This window comes from Rhizobium sp. 16-488-2b, assembly GCF_017741815.1.
Taxonomy (GTDB): Bacteria; Pseudomonadota; Alphaproteobacteria; order Rhizobiales; family Rhizobiaceae; genus Rhizobium.
In genome coordinates, this window is the sequence record NZ_JAGHMF010000032.1 from 1 (window position 1) to 15,519 (window position 15,519).

General features: G+C 59.9%; 17 protein-coding genes and 2 riboswitches. Of the genes, 6 read left to right on the forward strand and 11 right to left on the reverse strand.

Translation table 11 applies throughout. The features are described 5' to 3' along the window. Nucleotides 1-693: 693 nt before the first annotated feature. The 4 genes from J5286_RS23280 to J5286_RS31650 form a co-directional block, all read right to left on the reverse strand. Nucleotides 694-1,464, reverse strand: a complete 771-nt coding sequence (locus J5286_RS23280; protein WP_209192057.1) for a 2-keto-4-pentenoate hydratase — start codon at nucleotides 1,462-1,464, stop codon at nucleotides 694-696. A gap of 270 nt (nucleotides 1,465-1,734) precedes the next feature. Continuing rightward, the gene (locus J5286_RS23285) at nucleotides 1,735-2,157 is read right to left on the reverse strand and encodes a hypothetical protein (protein ID WP_209192058.1); all 423 of its coding nucleotides are present in this window, start codon (nucleotides 2,155-2,157) and stop codon (nucleotides 1,735-1,737) included. Then, nucleotides 2,147-2,407 carry a type II toxin-antitoxin system prevent-host-death family antitoxin gene (locus J5286_RS23290; RefSeq protein WP_209192059.1) on the reverse strand — a complete coding sequence of 87 codons (261 nt, stop codon included), beginning with the start codon at nucleotides 2,405-2,407 and terminating at the stop codon, nucleotides 2,147-2,149. The genes J5286_RS23285 and J5286_RS23290 overlap by 11 nt, the downstream gene beginning before the upstream one ends. A 166-nt stretch (nucleotides 2,408-2,573) precedes the next feature. Then, nucleotides 2,574-2,813 (reverse strand): 2'-5' RNA ligase family protein, encoded by a 240-nt coding sequence (locus J5286_RS31650; RefSeq protein WP_348529282.1) that lies wholly within the window; start codon nucleotides 2,811-2,813, stop codon nucleotides 2,574-2,576. 83 nt (nucleotides 2,814-2,896) lie between these two features. Here J5286_RS31650 and J5286_RS23295 point away from each other — a divergent pair, with 83 nt between their 5' ends. Further along, the gene (locus tag J5286_RS23295) at nucleotides 2,897-3,070 is read left to right on the forward strand and encodes a hypothetical protein (protein ID WP_209192060.1); all 174 of its coding nucleotides are present in this window, start codon (nucleotides 2,897-2,899) and stop codon (nucleotides 3,068-3,070) included. 133 nt (nucleotides 3,071-3,203) lie between these two features. Here J5286_RS23295 and J5286_RS23300 read toward each other — a convergent pair whose 3' ends face one another. From J5286_RS23300 to aztD, 7 genes are all read right to left on the reverse strand, one after another. Then, entirely contained in the window at nucleotides 3,204-3,809 is a 606-nt protein-coding gene (locus J5286_RS23300) for a thiamine phosphate synthase (protein ID WP_209192061.1), read from the reverse strand. After that, nucleotides 3,806-4,579, reverse strand: a complete 774-nt coding sequence (locus J5286_RS23305; RefSeq protein ID WP_209192062.1) for a thiazole synthase — start codon at nucleotides 4,577-4,579, stop codon at nucleotides 3,806-3,808. Before J5286_RS23305 ends, J5286_RS23300 begins: the two co-directional genes overlap by 4 nt. Before the next feature lie 3 nt (nucleotides 4,580-4,582). Further along, nucleotides 4,583-4,780: a sulfur carrier protein ThiS gene (gene thiS / locus J5286_RS23310; protein WP_209192063.1), complete on the reverse strand. Its 198-nt coding sequence runs from the start codon at nucleotides 4,778-4,780 to the stop codon at nucleotides 4,583-4,585. Then, entirely contained in the window at nucleotides 4,777-5,751 is a 975-nt protein-coding gene (thiO, locus tag J5286_RS23315) for a glycine oxidase ThiO (RefSeq protein ID WP_209192064.1), read from the reverse strand. Before thiO ends, thiS begins: the two co-directional genes overlap by 4 nt. A gap of 1 nt (nucleotide 5,752) precedes the next feature. Continuing rightward, nucleotides 5,753-7,579, reverse strand: a complete 1,827-nt coding sequence (thiC, locus tag J5286_RS23320) for a phosphomethylpyrimidine synthase ThiC (protein ID WP_209192065.1) — start codon at nucleotides 7,577-7,579, stop codon at nucleotides 5,753-5,755. Between the two features lie 92 nt (nucleotides 7,580-7,671). After that, a riboswitch (TPP riboswitch) is annotated at nucleotides 7,672-7,783 on the reverse strand. Nucleotides 7,784-7,964: 181 nt separating this feature from the next. Further along, complete coding sequence (locus J5286_RS31785; RefSeq protein WP_209192066.1) at nucleotides 7,965-8,297, reverse strand: flavin reductase family protein; 333 nt, start codon at nucleotides 8,295-8,297, stop codon at nucleotides 7,965-7,967. A gap of 6 nt (nucleotides 8,298-8,303) precedes the next feature. After that, on the reverse strand, nucleotides 8,304-9,533 hold the full coding sequence (gene aztD, locus J5286_RS23330; protein ID WP_209192067.1) for a zinc metallochaperone AztD: 1,230 nt from the start codon (nucleotides 9,531-9,533) through the stop codon (nucleotides 8,304-8,306). 217 nt (nucleotides 9,534-9,750) lie between these two features. Beyond that, a riboswitch (cobalamin riboswitch) is annotated at nucleotides 9,751-9,972 on the forward strand. A 249-nt stretch (nucleotides 9,973-10,221) separates the two neighbouring features. Between aztD and nrdH the strand changes: the two genes are divergently transcribed. The 5 genes from nrdH to J5286_RS23355 all read left to right on the forward strand — a co-directional run bounded on the left by nrdH (nucleotide 10,222) and on the right by J5286_RS23355 (nucleotide 15,063). Next, on the forward strand, nucleotides 10,222-10,443 hold the full coding sequence (nrdH, locus tag J5286_RS23335) for a glutaredoxin-like protein NrdH (protein ID WP_047511450.1): 222 nt from the start codon (nucleotides 10,222-10,224) through the stop codon (nucleotides 10,441-10,443). A gap of 10 nt (nucleotides 10,444-10,453) precedes the next feature. After that, nucleotides 10,454-10,873, forward strand: a complete 420-nt coding sequence (nrdI, locus tag J5286_RS23340; protein WP_209192068.1) for a class Ib ribonucleoside-diphosphate reductase assembly flavoprotein NrdI — start codon at nucleotides 10,454-10,456, stop codon at nucleotides 10,871-10,873. After that, the gene (gene nrdE / locus J5286_RS23345) at nucleotides 10,843-13,011 is read left to right on the forward strand and encodes a class 1b ribonucleoside-diphosphate reductase subunit alpha (protein ID WP_209192069.1); all 2,169 of its coding nucleotides are present in this window, start codon (nucleotides 10,843-10,845) and stop codon (nucleotides 13,009-13,011) included. Before nrdI ends, nrdE begins: the two co-directional genes overlap by 31 nt. Nucleotides 13,012-13,026: 15 nt before the next feature. Beyond that, a complete protein-coding gene (nrdF, locus tag J5286_RS23350) occupies nucleotides 13,027-14,016 on the forward strand; it encodes a class 1b ribonucleoside-diphosphate reductase subunit beta (protein WP_209192070.1) in 990 nt (329 codons plus the stop codon). Between the two features lie 777 nt (nucleotides 14,017-14,793). After that, entirely contained in the window at nucleotides 14,794-15,063 is a 270-nt protein-coding gene (locus J5286_RS23355) for a hypothetical protein (protein WP_209192071.1), read from the forward strand. Nucleotides 15,064-15,519 lie beyond the last annotated feature (456 nt).

The window sequence follows — 15,519 nt, forward strand, 5'->3', positions numbered from 1 at the left end:
GCGCGTCGATGGTCGGTGGCGTGAAGGACTTACCGTCGACAAGACGATGCAGCAGGTTCAGCACATGGGTCTTGGTTGGAACGCCTGTCTTCAGCGCCACAGGCACAACCGACGGAATCCACATGATTGATGGCAGTCATGATCGTATGGCGCGAAAGATTTCGTGCCGCTTACGCTGTGATTGTCCTGCTGGCCTGTATGCTACAAGACCCGCCATGGTCGCTCCTGGCGCATCGCGACGTGACTGCCGTCAAACCGATCATTGGCCTCTCTGATGTTCACGGAGCCGTTTGCTCCTGGCGCCTATGCTCTGCGATAGACAAGATCCGGCGCGACGATCCATTCGCCTTGCCGCAATGCCGTCACATCAAGACGACCGCGCGGGGTCACGTCTTGCAACGCCGGCGAAATGGTAGCGCCGGCCACGGCGATCTATAACGGATTCGGGGACGGTGCGATCACCAAGTCTGGCAACAATCGGTCCGCTGTGATCAGCGACGTCGAGCACGAAATACTCGTGCGGAATGCTTCGGCTGACCATCAGGATTGAGCCTCAGCGTCGCTTTGAAGCGCTCGAGTAGCCGCGTGGTTTGCAGGGATCTGCCTTGTCGCCTTCTTCACGATCGGCCGCTTCTTTTTGATTTCGACGACAAAGGGTTTGCGTGGGGGCATTGTTGAGCCTTCTGGGAGTAATTATGTGAAAACGCAGTCGACCTGACCGAGAGGACCAAAGTCCGCGGCGACGTGCTGTCCGGCCAGAACCTGCAGGATGGTGGTGCATGAGCCCGTCGTGACGACGTCGTTTGGCTCCAGGTGAAGCCCTTTCGCGGCAAGTTGGCGCGCGATCCAGACAACAGCGTTGACTGGATCGTCCATAATTGATGAAGCGTTGCCAGAGACGACGGTCTCCTTGAACAGGAAAATCGTCACCTCGATGGAGGCGAGCTCCGCAAGGGATGCTGCCGGCACGTGATTGCCGCACAACGTGGCGACATGAAGTCCGAAATCGGCAATCGCGGCATTGTTGCCTGCAAATGTCCTACGTGTTCGTCGCCCCAACAGGCCTATTGCCGGGCGGCAGGCGCGAATAGCCTCGCGTGCGCTGACGAGATCAATGCGTTCGCCTGGGTCGGGATAGGGTCGAAGCAGGGTGAAGGCAAATTCGCATTGCACACCAATCGCGCCGGGAGGTAGTCGAAACTCCTTGGTGTCGTGGAGAAAGCTCGCGGCTGGGATTTCCGAGAAAATAGGTGATGTCAGGCCGAGGGTCCTCTGCGACCCTTCATTCGAGCCAACAACCGCATAGCCTTTTCTCTCGAACCCCAGCGCATCCTGCGCGGCGGCCTGGATGTCGTAGGCTTCGCTTTCCGACGCAATCAATTGCAGCGGCAGATCGCAAAGCTCATTGTGGCGGCGGCTTCGCGCAAGAATGTCGGCGGTTGCGTCCTTCAGCTCGAAATACATCTTCGTCTCCAGTTCGACGTTTCGACGTCGGAGAAGATGGGCTTGAGCGCATAAGCGATCCATTCGCGGCGCTTCGCGAAGGTATTAAAATGTCATAGTACCCGGTTGATCAGGAGCCGATGAGCTGAGTACGCTTGTGGCGCGAAGCGCAAAACCACAATGGGACAAGAGCGCTGGATGCGAATGCCCAGACCTTAGACTCAGTGCCTTTCAAAGCGATTAGCCTGCTCCTGCCGACCACGCCTGCTTGCCGAAGCCTTGGCGTGAAGATCAATCGAGTCGGCTAATTCGGCGACTAGATTTCCTAGAAGCTTCACCGAACGACGCAGCAATCTTCATCATGAACGCTTTGCTGAATCGGCCAAGAACCTTTTCATCGGGCTCGATATACCACGACCGCTCGGCGATATCGTAATTGTACTCGTCGACCACAACCCAGCAGCGCTTCAGGTCGCTCAAGCCGGCGCGGCGTGCTTCCGTATCGGGAACTTCAATGGCGCCACGATCCGACTGTGGTGGTTGCGTCGTAACAGCAAGAAGAGCAAGGTGCGTGAGGCCGTCCGTGGCGTTGCGGACAGAGATCACGACGCAGGTCGGGCGCGACTTGCGTCCCTCTGTCTCTCCACGGTCGTTCTGCCAAGCCCAGAGATAGGGATAGGCGATGATTTGTCCGGGGAGAAATTCACGGCTCATCGCCATAACCTTCGCCGCGCGCCAGACGATCGATTTCCGCCTCAAACAGGTCTATGTGTTCTGCGGGCATTTCTGCCGCACGATGTACTTTGCGAGTATCGCCACCCGTGCGCAGACGCTCGTAATGATCGTAGCTCATTAGGACAAAGCGCGGCTTCCTATGCTTGGTCAGGACGACCGGCTCCCGGCTGGCAGCATCTGTGACGTCACCGACCTGTTTATTGAGGTCACCCGTCGTGAACTGGCGCATGAAACGAACTCCGATTGAAGTGTCAAGAATATCCAGATTTTCCATATTTGCAAGAAAAGGTCGTTCGTCGCGGGTTTGCTATCGTGACACATATCAGCGACTGCGTGATCAGAGGCGAAATAGGCAATCAATAGAGAAACCGGCGTGCGTGCGTTTAGCTTGCTTGTTAGAGTGCGTCGAACATTGTCTCGCACTCGGGGGCCCACGGACCATCAAGGTATCTCCATAGATCAAGCCCTGTGATGTTGATGCCGTGCATCTGGAAACCCGCCAAGAGCTCACGATATAGCTTGTCTGCCTGCGCCGGTGCTACCTTGTTTTGTATGGTAATGTGAGGTTGCCATGTCCGCATGTCCTGAGAGCCCAGCCAGTTGATAAAGACTTTCCGCAGTTCATCTCTGATCAAAATCAGCTCTGGGCTTTCGATCTGAAGGCAATTCCCATTCCGAGGTGGCGAACGCCAGTGACTTTCGCTGTAAATGGGCCTTGGTGGACCGCGACAGACTGAAGACTTCCAGCGATGTGCGCAGCGTATTCGCCGGGCAACCGATGAAACATTGTCAGATGCGCGCGGAGAAAATTTCGCTCCGGCGGGAAATGCGTTTTGCGGAGAAGATCGAATGGCTGGAGATCGTCCTGGGCAACGCGGGCGGTGAGGATTAGAGGCTTATTCGTCTTCAAATCGGCACTCCGCTCCTCATCCCTCGAATGACTCTGCGATCCTATCGGAGAATCTAGCAAGCGCGAACATCCCGTTGTTTGCGTTTGCCCAGGACCGTCAAATCTCAACCTCGGCTTAGCGCCATGGCTCCGTGGCCTCCAACCATTGTCGGGTGCGGGCCACAGGATCGGCATTGCGGGTGATGTCGGTGACCACGGCGGCGCTGTCGGCGCCGTGAGCGAAGACGCCGTCGATGCGGTCGATGTTCAGGCCGCCGATCGCCACCAATGGCAGGTCGCCGATCTCAGATTTCCAGGCGCGCAGCCGCGGCAGGCCCTGCGGCGCCCACTTCATCTGTTTCAGGATGGTCGCGTAGACCGGGCCGAGCGCGACGTAGTCGGGCTTGGCGGCGAGCGCGGTCTGCAGTTCGGCCTCGTCGTGGGTGGAGAGGCCGAGCCTCATGCCGGCGGCGCGGATGGCGGCGAGGTCGGCGGTCTCAAGATCCTCCTGGCCGAGATGGACGAAATCGCAGCCTTCCTCGATCGCCAGCTGCCAGTAATCGTTGACGATCAGCTGGCAGCGGTGCTCTGCGCAGATTGCCCGAGCGCTGCGGATCTCTCGGCGCAGATCGGCCTCGGAGCGATCCTTGACGCGCAGCTGCAGCAGCTTGACGCCAAGAGGCACCAGTCGTTCGATCCAGTCGGCGCTGTCGACGATGAGGTAGAAGGGATCGAGCTTCATGCGAACACCGCCTGTCCGATAACCGGCGTCGATGGCACGGCCATGTCGCGCGGCTCCAGCATGACCGCCTCGAAGGCCTGGCGGCCGGCTTCAATGGCCGCGGAAAAGGCGCCGGCCATCAAGACAGGATCGCCGGCGCCGGCCACCGCGGTGTTCAAAAGAACGGCGTCGAAGCCGAGTTCCATGACGGCGGTCGCATGCGAGGGGCGGCCGATGCCGGCATCGACGATCAGGGGCACATCGGGGAAATGGGCGCGCATGGAGCGCAGCGCCGTCGGATTGAGCGGGCCGGCAGCGCTGCCGATCGGCGCGCACCAGGGCATCAGCACCTGGCAGCCGGCCTCCAGCAGCCGCTCGGCGACAACGAGGTCGTCGGTCGTGTAGGGGAAGACCTGAAACCCTTCGCCGACGAGGATACGGGCCGCCTCGACGAGGCCGAAGACGTCGGGCTGCAGCGTGTCGTGGTTGCCGATCACCTCGAGCTTGATCCAGTCGGTGGCGAACAGCTCGCGCGCCATCTTCGCCGTCAGCACCGCCTCGGACACGCCGTGGCAGCCGGCGGTGTTGGGCAACACCCTGACGCCGAGCGAGCGGATCGTCTCGAAGAAGGCGCCGCCATTGCGGCCGCCGGCGGTCTCGCGGCGAAGCGACACGGTGACGATCTCTGTGCCGGAGCGGCTGACGGCATCGGCCATGATCGACGGCGAGGGGTAGCGCGCGGTGCCCAAGAGCAGGCGCGAGCGCAGCTGCGTTCCATAGAGTTCAAGCATTGGTCAGCCTCCCTGCATCGGCGACAGGATCTCGATCCGGTCGTCATTGTTCAGCGAATGGGTCGGCCGGTCTTCGCGGTGCACGAGTTCGCCATTGACGGCGGTCGCCAGCCAGTCGCCTTCGTAATCCATCAGCGCCAGCAGCTCCTCGAGCGTGGCGGCGGCGATTTCCTTGGCTTCGCCGTTGACGATCAGTTTCATGATGCGTGTCCTCCTGCGGTATCGGTGTTGAAGACAAGGTCGGCCGCCCGTGCCGCCATGGCGGGCGCGAGCAGAAAGCCGTGGCGGTAAAGGCCGTTAAGCGAGATCAGATTTCCGTGTCGCTCGACGCGGGGGAAATGGTCGGGAAAGGCGGGGCGAATGCCGGCGCCGGTTTCCACCACGGTCGCATCGGCAAAGGCCGGATGCAGCGCGTAGGCGGCGTTCAGCAGTTCCATCAGCGAGCGGGCTGTGATCGGGCCCGCGAATTCTGTCTCGATCATCGTCGCGCCGACCATGAACAGGCCGTCTCCACGCGGCACGATATAGACCGGGATGCGCGGGTGCAGCAGCCGGACCGGGCGGTCGAGAGTTACCTCGTCGGTCCTGAGGTAGAGCATCTCGCCACGGACGCCGCGCAGCGAGGTGGGCTCGCCAATGCGCGCCGCGCCGGTGCAGTCGACGATGTGGTCGAAGTCCTGCTTTTCGGGGAGCGTTTCGACGAAGACGGCGCCATGCGCGATCAGCTTTTGGCGCAAGGAGGTTAGCGCCCGGCGCGGATCGAGATGGGCTTCGCGCGGGAAGAACAGCGCTTTCCGGAAGCGCCCGGCCAGGGAGGGTTCGAGCGCCGCGATCCGCTCTTCGTCCAGCCACTCATACCCCGTCGTGCGGCCGGCGAAGCGCTTCAGCTCCGCCAGGTCGCGCGCCGGCGCCAGCACCAATGTGCCGTTGCGTTTGACCTCGCCGGGCAGCATCGCCTCCCAACGATCAGGCGCATCCTGCCCCTCGCGCAGTACGGCTTCGTCGGCGCTTTCGCGCTCGCACCAAGGCGCCAGCATGCCGCCGGCGAGCCAGGAGGCCGACGCCGAAAAGCCAGGGTTAAGATCGAAGACGGTGACCTCGGCGCCGCGCGTGGTGAGCGCATGGGCCACCGTGAGGCCGGCGACGCCGGTCCCTCTGATAAGGACGCGCATCTCAGCCGGCCACCTGACTCTCGGCATCGACAGCCATATAGAGGTCGCCGCCGTCGCGGTATTTGGCCGCCATGGCGTCCAGCCCCTCCTTCTGGGCTTCGGCGCGGATATCGTGGGAGATCCGCATCGAGCAGAATTTCGGGCCGCACATGGAGCAGAAATGCGCGACCTTGTGCGCCTCCTTGGGCAGCGTCTCGTCGTGGAAGCTGCGGGCGGTTTCCGGGTCCAGCGAGAGGTTGAACTGGTCCTCCCAGCGGAACTCGAAGCGGGCGCGCGACAGCGCATCGTCGCGCAGCTGGGCGGCCGGATGCCCCTTGGCGAGATCGGCGGCGTGGGCGGCGATCTTGTAGGTGATGACGCCGGTCTTCACGTCGTTTCGATCGGGCAGGCCGAGATGCTCCTTCGGCGTGACGTAGCAGAGCATCGCCGTGCCGAACCAGCCGATCATCGCCGCACCGATGCCCGAGGTGATGTGGTCGTATCCCGGCGCGATATCCGTCGTCAGCGGCCCGAGCGTATAGAACGGCGCCTCGCCGCAGACGGCCAACTGCTTGTGCATGTTTTCCTTGATCTTGTGCATCGGCACATGGCCGGGGCCCTCGATCATCACCTGGCAATCCTTGGCCCAGGCGATCTTCGTCAATTCGCCTAGCGTTTCCAGCTCGGCGAACTGCGCGGCATCGTTGGCGTCGGCGATCGAGCCGGGGCGCAGGCCATCGCCCAGCGAGAAGGAGACGTCATAGGCGCGGCAGATGTCGCAGATTTCCTCGAAATGCTCGTAGAGGAAGCTCTCGCGGTGGTGATGAAGACACCACTTGGCCATGATCGAGCCGCCGCGCGAGACGATGCCGGTGACGCGGTTGACGGTCAGCGGGATGTAGTGGAGGCGCACGCCGGCATGGATGGTGAAATAGTCGACGCCCTGTTCTGCCTGCTCGATCAGCGTGTCGCGATAGACCTCCCAGGACAGGTTCTCGGCAATCCCCTCGACCTTCTCCAGCGCCTGGTAGAGCGGCACGGTGCCGATGGGCAGCGGCGAGTTGCGGATGATCCATTCGCGGATGTTGTGGATGTTGCGGCCGGTGGAGAGGTCCATGACGGTATCGGCACCCCAGCGCGCCGCCCAGACCATCTTCTCGACCTCTTCGGCCATTGAGGAGGTGACGGCGGAGTTGCCGATATTGGCGTTGATCTTCACCAGGAAGTTTCGGCCGATGATCATCGGCTCGGCTTCCGGGTGGTTGATGTTGGCGGGAATGATAGCGCGTCCGGCTGCCACTTCCTGGCGGACGAACTCGGGGGTGACGTGATCGGGGATATGGGCACCGAAGCTCTCGCCGTCGCGGATCATCGCTTCCGCCTTCGCCTTGCGGCCGAGATTTTCGCGGATGGCGATGAACTCCATGTCTGGCGTGATGATGCCGGCACGGGCATAGGCAAGTTGGGTCACGGCCTTGCCGTCCGTGGCGCGCAGCGGCTGGCGCTTGGCGGGGAATTCCGGCGTCAGGCGCTCGCCGTTGGCAAAGCCGTTATCCTCGGGCCGTACCAGCCGGCCGTCATAGGCCTCGACGTCGCCACGGGCGAGAACCCAATCGCGTCGCAGCGCGGGCAGGCCGCGCTCGATGCTGATGTCGGCGCCTTCGACGGTGTAGATGCCGGAGGAGTCATAGACCGTGACCGGCGGCTCGCCGGACGTTGGGTGAACGCTGATTTCGCGCAGGGGAACGCGGATATCGGGGTGGATCTCGCCCGGGATGTAGATCTTGCGGGAGGCCGGCAGCGGGCCGGTGGTGACTGTGGGGGTGATGGTCTTTGCGGCGATATTCATGGTTGAGGCTCCAAGTGTTCGATTGGAGACCCAGTCCTCAGCCGGAATGATGAAAAGACGCCGGCACGGATTCCAAGCGGGAAATCCTTGCCTTTCGAGCGCTTGCACCGTCCCTACGCCAGTATGAACTGGATCAGGTTCAACGGGTCACTGCGCGCGATAGCAGAATCTCAGCCCCTTGACGGGACACCCCTGGTGAATGACGCCAGGTTATTGCCGCCTCGCGGTCTGCGTCAAGCAGAAACATTTGATAGGCGTGGGCGAGACCCCACACTGCTCTTAGTCGACCGCCTTCGAGAGTAAAACAGCAACTGGCCGGTGTCCGCGCTTGGTGCGATGATGCGTGACAGCTTTCGGCCCTCGGCAGATATATCGGCTCTAATCGTTAGCCGCTAAGATGGCGGCGCATGCGATAGAGCAGTGTTGCCTGTTTTGCGTTTTGACGAATATCAACCACTCGCCCGACGAGGATCCTTTGGGTTGCCTCATCGACCGCATTGGTGAATTCGCATTCGAAGCTGACTGCCGCGTGCATTAGGACAGGACCACCCGCGATGCCTTCAGTCCATTCGCCCAACTCAAATCGGTCTCTAGTCCGCGTCTTTCCGCCAAGGTGGTAGGAGATATCCTCCTGACCCGGCCTCCAGGTATTGACGCAGAGATAGTTGGCGCTCTTGTTCGAACTCGTGAAGGGAGCGCCGGCGTGTGCCGGCGCCATCTGCGGCTAGTGCGCCGCACCCGATCCACCGACCGCGACAATCGCGAAGGGCTGTCCATCGACGTCGATTGTCCTGTCTTCCTTGAATGTCTCAGCGTCAACCATGCGAACCAGGCTATGGCGCGGATCGGTTACGGCGATGTGGTCGCCGGCAACGGCGAGGCGCGGCCTCGGGTCGCGCCAATGGCCATCCTTGCTATAGGGCTCGGTGACCGATACCGACCTCTTGATGCTGCCATCGACGACGTCCAGCAGATGAAGCTTGCCATCTTCCGTCAGGACATAGGCATTGCGGGGCCTTGCGGGGTCGAGTGCGAAATCGATGCGGCGCAGGGGCAGGTCGACGAGGCGATAGGGCTTTTTGTCGTCGGGATCGATCAGCACCACCTTGTCCTCCCCATAGTTCCCGAGAAAGAACTGCATGGAGGTTCCGCCAAGAAGCGTCGAGACCTTGCCCCTGGGCATTCCATCGCCATAGCTCAGCATCTCGATCTTCGGCCCATCGATACCGCCAGGCCGTACGACAAGGACACCTTCCTCGCAACCGAAGGCGACAAGACGCGCGGAGGTCGCCTCGCCATGGAGGCCTGTGCATTTCGCCACGTCGCCCAGCTGTTTTCCGTCCCTGTCGAGCACGCGAAGACCAAGGCGCGGCGGCAATTCCCCCTCCTTGGCCGGCGCTTCCATGTTTGGCACGGAGACAAGAAGATAATTGCGCATCGGAACGGCAACGCCGTGGTGGGCGGCTTTGGTGTCGTATGGCTTGGAATCTGCGTTGCCTTCCTGCAGCGCGCTTTCCTTGAGAAGGTCAAAGCTGCTTCCACGATCGAAAAAGACGGCAAGGTCGTCTCCATGCGCGACCACGTGGCCCGGCTTCTGGCCTTTAATTGTCGGTGCCAGCAGTTTCGGATCCTTGATCTCGATGTCGCGATGTTCGCCATGGTCGGACAGGGCAATGCCCGTGTCGATCGCGTGGACGACATTCTGGTCGCCCTGGATCGCGAACACGGTGCGGCCGGTATCGCTAAGCGACAGCGCCGCATAACCTTCCAATGCGAAACGACCGATTTCCTTGTCGCTACCAAGATCTATAGCGCGAACGATCGGCTGCGTATGGTCGGCAACGAAGAGGCGCCAGGTCTCGCGGCTTTCCTCCTCGGCGCGCAACGCCAGGGGTGCAACCGTACTGGCGATGATCGTTGTGGCGAGGAGCAAATGAAGCTTGGATCGGAACATGGATGTCTCCCAATTTTGAAACTGTCGTCTTTGAGATCTGGCTTCGAGACCAAGAGGTAAGCCGTCGTGCACGAACAAGATCCAATGTTTTGTGATGTTATACAGTTACGTTATAGAGCGTGAGGTAATGCCGTCGTCAAGACGGCAGGCGGAAAAATTCCAAGAAGGAAGATGAGGATAAGCGTTCGCATCCGTTGACGATGTTTTCGCCTCGTATACTATATCTAGTGTTCGAGGTTCTTCCGATTCGCGTTGGAAGCTAAGATGGGAATACGGTGCGTGAGGCCCATGACGGGCTGAGTAATGCCGGAGCTGCCCCCGCAACTGTAAGCGGCGAGCATTCGATCGATACGTCCACTGATGCCTTGAGGGCATTGGGAAGGCAGGTTGAATGTGACGACCCGCAAGCCAGGAGACCTGCCTTGCAACGAGAACGTCCACGGGCGGGGTGTCCGGAAGGTCGCGATTGCGTGCGGGATGTTGCCGTGCGTACCGCTTCCCCTGACCGCCGCATGAGCCACTTCGGGGTGAAGTCTTATGATCTTGAGTTTCGAATTCAGTCCGCGCGAGTGACGGGCGCCTGAGCGTCCGGCGACCGCAAGCGGCTGCCTTCATCATCCATCATTTTTGCCCGGACATCGGCGGATGTCCGATCGCTATCGCACGCCTATCCGACACGAGGATTACCATGACCATTACCGTCTACAGCAAGCCCGCCTGCGTCCAATGCACGGCGACCACCCGCGCGCTCGATCGCCAGGGGATCAATTATGACGTGATCGACGTCTCGACCGACACGGCCGCCTACGAACTCGTGCAGGGGCTCGGTTATCGCCAGGTTCCCGTCGTCGTTGCCGGCGACCTGCACTGGGCGGGCTTCCGTCCGGACATGATCAGCGCGCTGGCCTGAGGATCGGCCGATGGGTGAGCTCGTCTATTTCTCCAGCAGATCCGAGAACACCCACCGCTTCGTCGAAAAACTCGGGCTTCCGGCATCGCGCATTCCCGTCAGTGCGGAGCTCATGCTGACCGCGCAACGTCCCTTTGTGCTTGTCGTCCCGACCTATTGCGGCGACGGCGACGGCGGCAAGGGCGCCGTGCCCAAACAGGTCATCCGCTTTCTCAACGATGCGGACAACCGTTCAAACCTCCGGGGCGTGATCGCCGCGGGCAACAGCAACTTCGGCGAGACCTTCGGGCTTGCCGGTGACATCATCTCCAGGAAATGCCAGGTGCCTTACCTCTACAGGTTCGAGCTTCTCGGCACCGATGAGGATGTCGCCAATGTCACACACGGATTGGAACGATTTTGGACACGGCAGTTCTCGAACGCCCCTTGAAGGCTACAGACACCAAGATAGCCGACGCGACGCTCGACTATCACGCGCTGAACGCAATGCTGAACCTCTATGACGAGGACGGCAGGATTCAGCTCGACAAAGACCGGCAGGCGGCGAAGCAGTATTTCCTGCAACACGTGAACCAGAACACGGTGTTCTTCCATAATCTCAGGGAGAAGCTCGATTACCTCGTAACCGAGGGCTACTACGAGCAGGAGGTGCTGGACCAGTATTCGTTCAACTTTGTCCGCGACCTGTTCGATCACGCCTATGACAAGAAGTTCCGCTTCCCGACCTTCCTCGGCGCCTTCAAATATTACACCAGCTACACGCTGAAGACCTTCGACGGAAAGCGCTATCTGGAGCGCTACGAAGACCGCATCTGCATGGTGGCGCTGGCGCTGGCGCGCGGCAACGAGGGGCTCGCGCGCGATATGGTCGACGAGATCATTTCCGGCCGTTTCCAGCCGGCGACGCCGACCTTCCTCAATGCTGGCAAGAAACAACGCGGCGAACTCGTCTCCTGCTTCCTGCTCAGGATCGAGGACAACATGGAGAGCATCGCCCGCGGCATCAATTCCGCCTTGCAGCTCTCCAAGCGCGGCGGCGGCGTCGCTCTTTCGCTGACAAATCTGCGCGAGGCCGGCGCGCCGATCAAGCAGATCGAAAATCAGTCGTCGGGTGTCATCCCCGTCATGAAGCTCCTGGAGGATAGTTTCTCCTACGCCAACCAGCTTGGCGCTCGTCAGGGTGCCGGTGCCGTCTATCTCAATGCCCATCACCCCGACATCATGCGCTTCCTCGATACCAAGCGCGAAAATGCCGACGAGAAGATCCGCATCAAGACGCTGTCGCTTGGCGTCGTCGTGCCCGATATCACCTTCGAACTCGCCAAGAACAACGAGGACATGTACCTGTTCTCGCCCTACGACGTCGAACGCGTTTATGGCGTCGCCTTCAGCGAGATCTCGGTCACCGAGAAATACCGTGAGATGGTAGCCGACAGCCGCATCAAGAAGAAAAAGATCAAGGCGCGCGATTTTTTCCAGATCATCGCCGAGATCCAGTTCGAGAGCGGTTATCCCTACATCATGTTCGAAGACACGGTGAACAAGGCGAACCCGATCGCCGGGCGCATCACCATGAGCAATCTGTGCTCGGAAATCCTGCAGGTCAGCGATGCCAGCACCTATGATGCCGATCTCTCCTACGATCACATGGGCAAGGATATCTCCTGCAATCTCGGCTCGCTGAACATCGCCGCGACTATGGACTCGGCTGATTTCGGAAAGACGATCGAGACCTCGATCAGGGCGCTGACCGCCGTTTCCGACATGAGCAATATCACCTCGGTCCCATCGGTCGCCAAGGGCAATGCCGATAGCCACGCGATCGGCCTCGGCCAGATGAACCTTCACGGCTATCTCGCCCGCGAACGCATCTATTACGGTTCCGAAGAGGGCGTCGATTTCACCAACATCTACTTCTACACCGTGACCTATCATGCCATCCGCGCGTCAAACTTGATGGCGGTCGAGCGTGGCCAGAGCTTCAAGGGTTTCGAGAACTCGAAATACGCCTCAGGCGAATATTTCGACAAATACACCGAGGCCGAGTGGACGCCGGCGACGGCGCGCGTGGCCGAATTGTTCGAGACGACAGGCATCCATATCCCGACGCAGGATGATTGGCTGGAACTGAAGAAGGCGGTCATGGAGGGTGGCCTTTATAACCAGAACCTGCAGGCCGTGCCGCCGACGGGCTCGATCTCCTACATCAACCACTCGACCTCCTCGATCCACCCGATCGTCTCCAAGATCGAGATCCGCAAGGAGGGCAAGATCGGCCGCGTCTACTACCCCGCCGCCTTCATGACCAACGACAATCTCGACTACTATCAGGACGCCTACGAGATCGGGCCGGAGAAGATCATCGACACCTATGCGGCGGCCACCCAGCATGTCGACCAGGGCCTGTCGCTGACGCTGTTCTTCCGCGACACCGCGACGACCCGCGATATCAACAAGGCGCAGATCTACGCGTGGAAGAAGGGCATCAAGACCATCTACTACATCCGCCTTCGCCAGATGGCGCTGACCGGCACGGAAGTGCAGGGCTGCGTCTCCTGCGCCCTTTGATCCCAGGTGACCAAGATGAACATTCAAGTGAAGACCAAGACCTCGAAGGTCGCCGCGGCCGTACGCGCCATCAACTGGAACCGCATCGAGGACGACAAGGACCTCGAGGTCTGGAACCGCCTCACCGGCAATTTCTGGCTACCGGAGAAAGTACCGCTGTCGAACGACATCCCATCCTGGGCGACGCTGAAACCGGAGGAGCAGCAACTGACCATCCGCGTCTTCACCGGCCTGACGCTGCTCGATACGATCCAGAACGGCGTCGGCTCGGTCAAACTCATGGCCGACGCGGCGACCCCGCATGAGGAGGCGGTGCTCTCCAACATCTCCTTCATGGAGGCGGTGCACGCGCGCTCCTATTCGTCGATCTTCTCGACGCTATGCTCGACGCCCGATGTCGACGATGCCTATCGCTGGTCGGAGGAGAACGAGTTCCTGCAGCGGAAGTCGGCGCTGATCATGGAGCAGTACGCATCCGATGATCCACTGAAGAAGAAGGTCGCCTCGGTCTTCCTCGAGAGCTTCCTGTTCTACTCCGGCTTCTATCTGCCGATGTACTGGTCGAGCCGCGCAAAGCTCACCAATACCGCCGACATGATCCGCCTCATCATCCGCGACGAAGCCGTGCATGGCTATTACATAGGCTACAAGTTTCAGCGCGCCGTCGAGCGCTTGCCGGAAGCCCGGCGTCAAGAGATCAAGGACTTCGCCTTTGATCTGTTGCTCGAGCTCTACGACAACGAGGCGAAATACACCGAGGCGCTTTATGACGGCGTTGGCTTCACCGAGGACGTCAAGAAGTTCCTGCACTACAACGCCAACAAGGCGCTGATGAACCTCGGCTACGAGGCACTGTTCCCGGCGGAAGCATGCAAGGTCAATCCGGCCATCCTATCGGCGCTATCGCCCAATGCCGACGAGAACCACGACTTCTTCTCCGGTTCAGGCTCGTCTTACGTCATCGGCAAGGCCGTCGCAACCAAAGACGAAGACTGGGATTTTTAAGCAAATTCATTGTTGCATAGGTTGGCTTGCACCGAAGAAAACTACGGGGTCGAAGGTTCGACCCCGTTCAAGGCGAAATAAGCGCTTGGCTACGGCAGCTTTGCGCCGTCATGTCGGCCATCGGGGCCATCGAAGCCCTCGCCTAAAAGCGGACATAGCGTCAGAGTAGCGCGCCACGTCGCCTTTGCGCGCCAACATCGGTCATTGCCGGATCGCCAAGTCGCAACCTACGTTGCAAAGCCGACCGCCCGCATTCGTCAGTGCGATTGTGACCAGACTCCCCGGATTGTTTCTTTCCATCTCTTGGGAAAACTCGACGATCTAACGTTTCGTCTTGAAGTTCAGCAGGATTTGTTCAGTGGGGTTCAATTGCCTCTTGAGCCGCAACGGAGACACCTGAAAATCATCAAGTCGAATAATTTATTAAAGATTAGGCGATTAGCATAAGAGAGCATAAGGTTCGCTGTCGGCTTATTCTTCCGGGCAGAGCCGATTGGGAGATTTCATGCGCTCTTGCCTGAAGGTAGGAGTAGCTATGATGAGTGACAGGTCAAGCAACGATGTTGCGCCAGCGGCTCTCGGTCCTCAAGCCGTAACGACGTACGCGAAAATCCCCAACCCTCCACCAGCACAAAGCAGGCTGCATAAGTTTGCAATTTGCGGCGTTCCCGCGGGTGAACGCGTCCCCACCAAATTCTATTCGACGAATGATTTGCGGCGTGGGTCGGAAAAGCACGCTGCTTGATCAGTGCCCCAAAAAACGCGTGGGAGAAATCCATGACTACCCCACCACCGTTCGAAAAGACCTCTGTCGAAGAGAGGAAGACCATCCTCAAAGGACTTGCTCATAGGCTTCAGATTTCCGCACATATCGCTGAGCGTGATAGTGATCCAATTTGCCGGTTGCTGCTGGCACTCAGTGTTCGGCTAGCAGGAAGCTGTGAAGATGTGGCGGCAGACCCACGTCGTGGCGACGACGTTGTTGAAAAAGTCCTTAGGTTGCTCAGCGAATTCGCATCACGTAGACCTAAAGGCACGATTCATTAATTGGTATCCACGCCGCGACACTGATCTTTGGGAGGATAGATCAGTGTGACCGCAAAAGGCGATTGGTCGTTCAAAGCCCGAAGCCCTTCGCCGCCAGATCCTCATCCATCAAGTTTGATTTCCGCTGCAAGAGGAGCATGAAGATGACGGAAGTTCCAAAGGTTGGATTGCCAGGCGCGCCAGGGCGACCAGGTAAACCGGGTAAGGGGCAAAACCCTGGAAAAGGCGGATCAGGCGGTGCCGGTGGAAAGCCGGGCGCACCCGGAAAGGGAGAGGGCAAGAGCTAGGTGCCCGTATCCTCGTACATCATGAAGGCGGCGTGTGATTCATGGCGATGACTGGTGACCCCTTTGGGCCGATACTGTTGAAAAACTGAGCGTTGTCGGCACCAGGCTGTCGTGATTCAATCGTCTTACTGATTTGCGGAGGATTGAGTGATGATGGGATGTCAGGCGG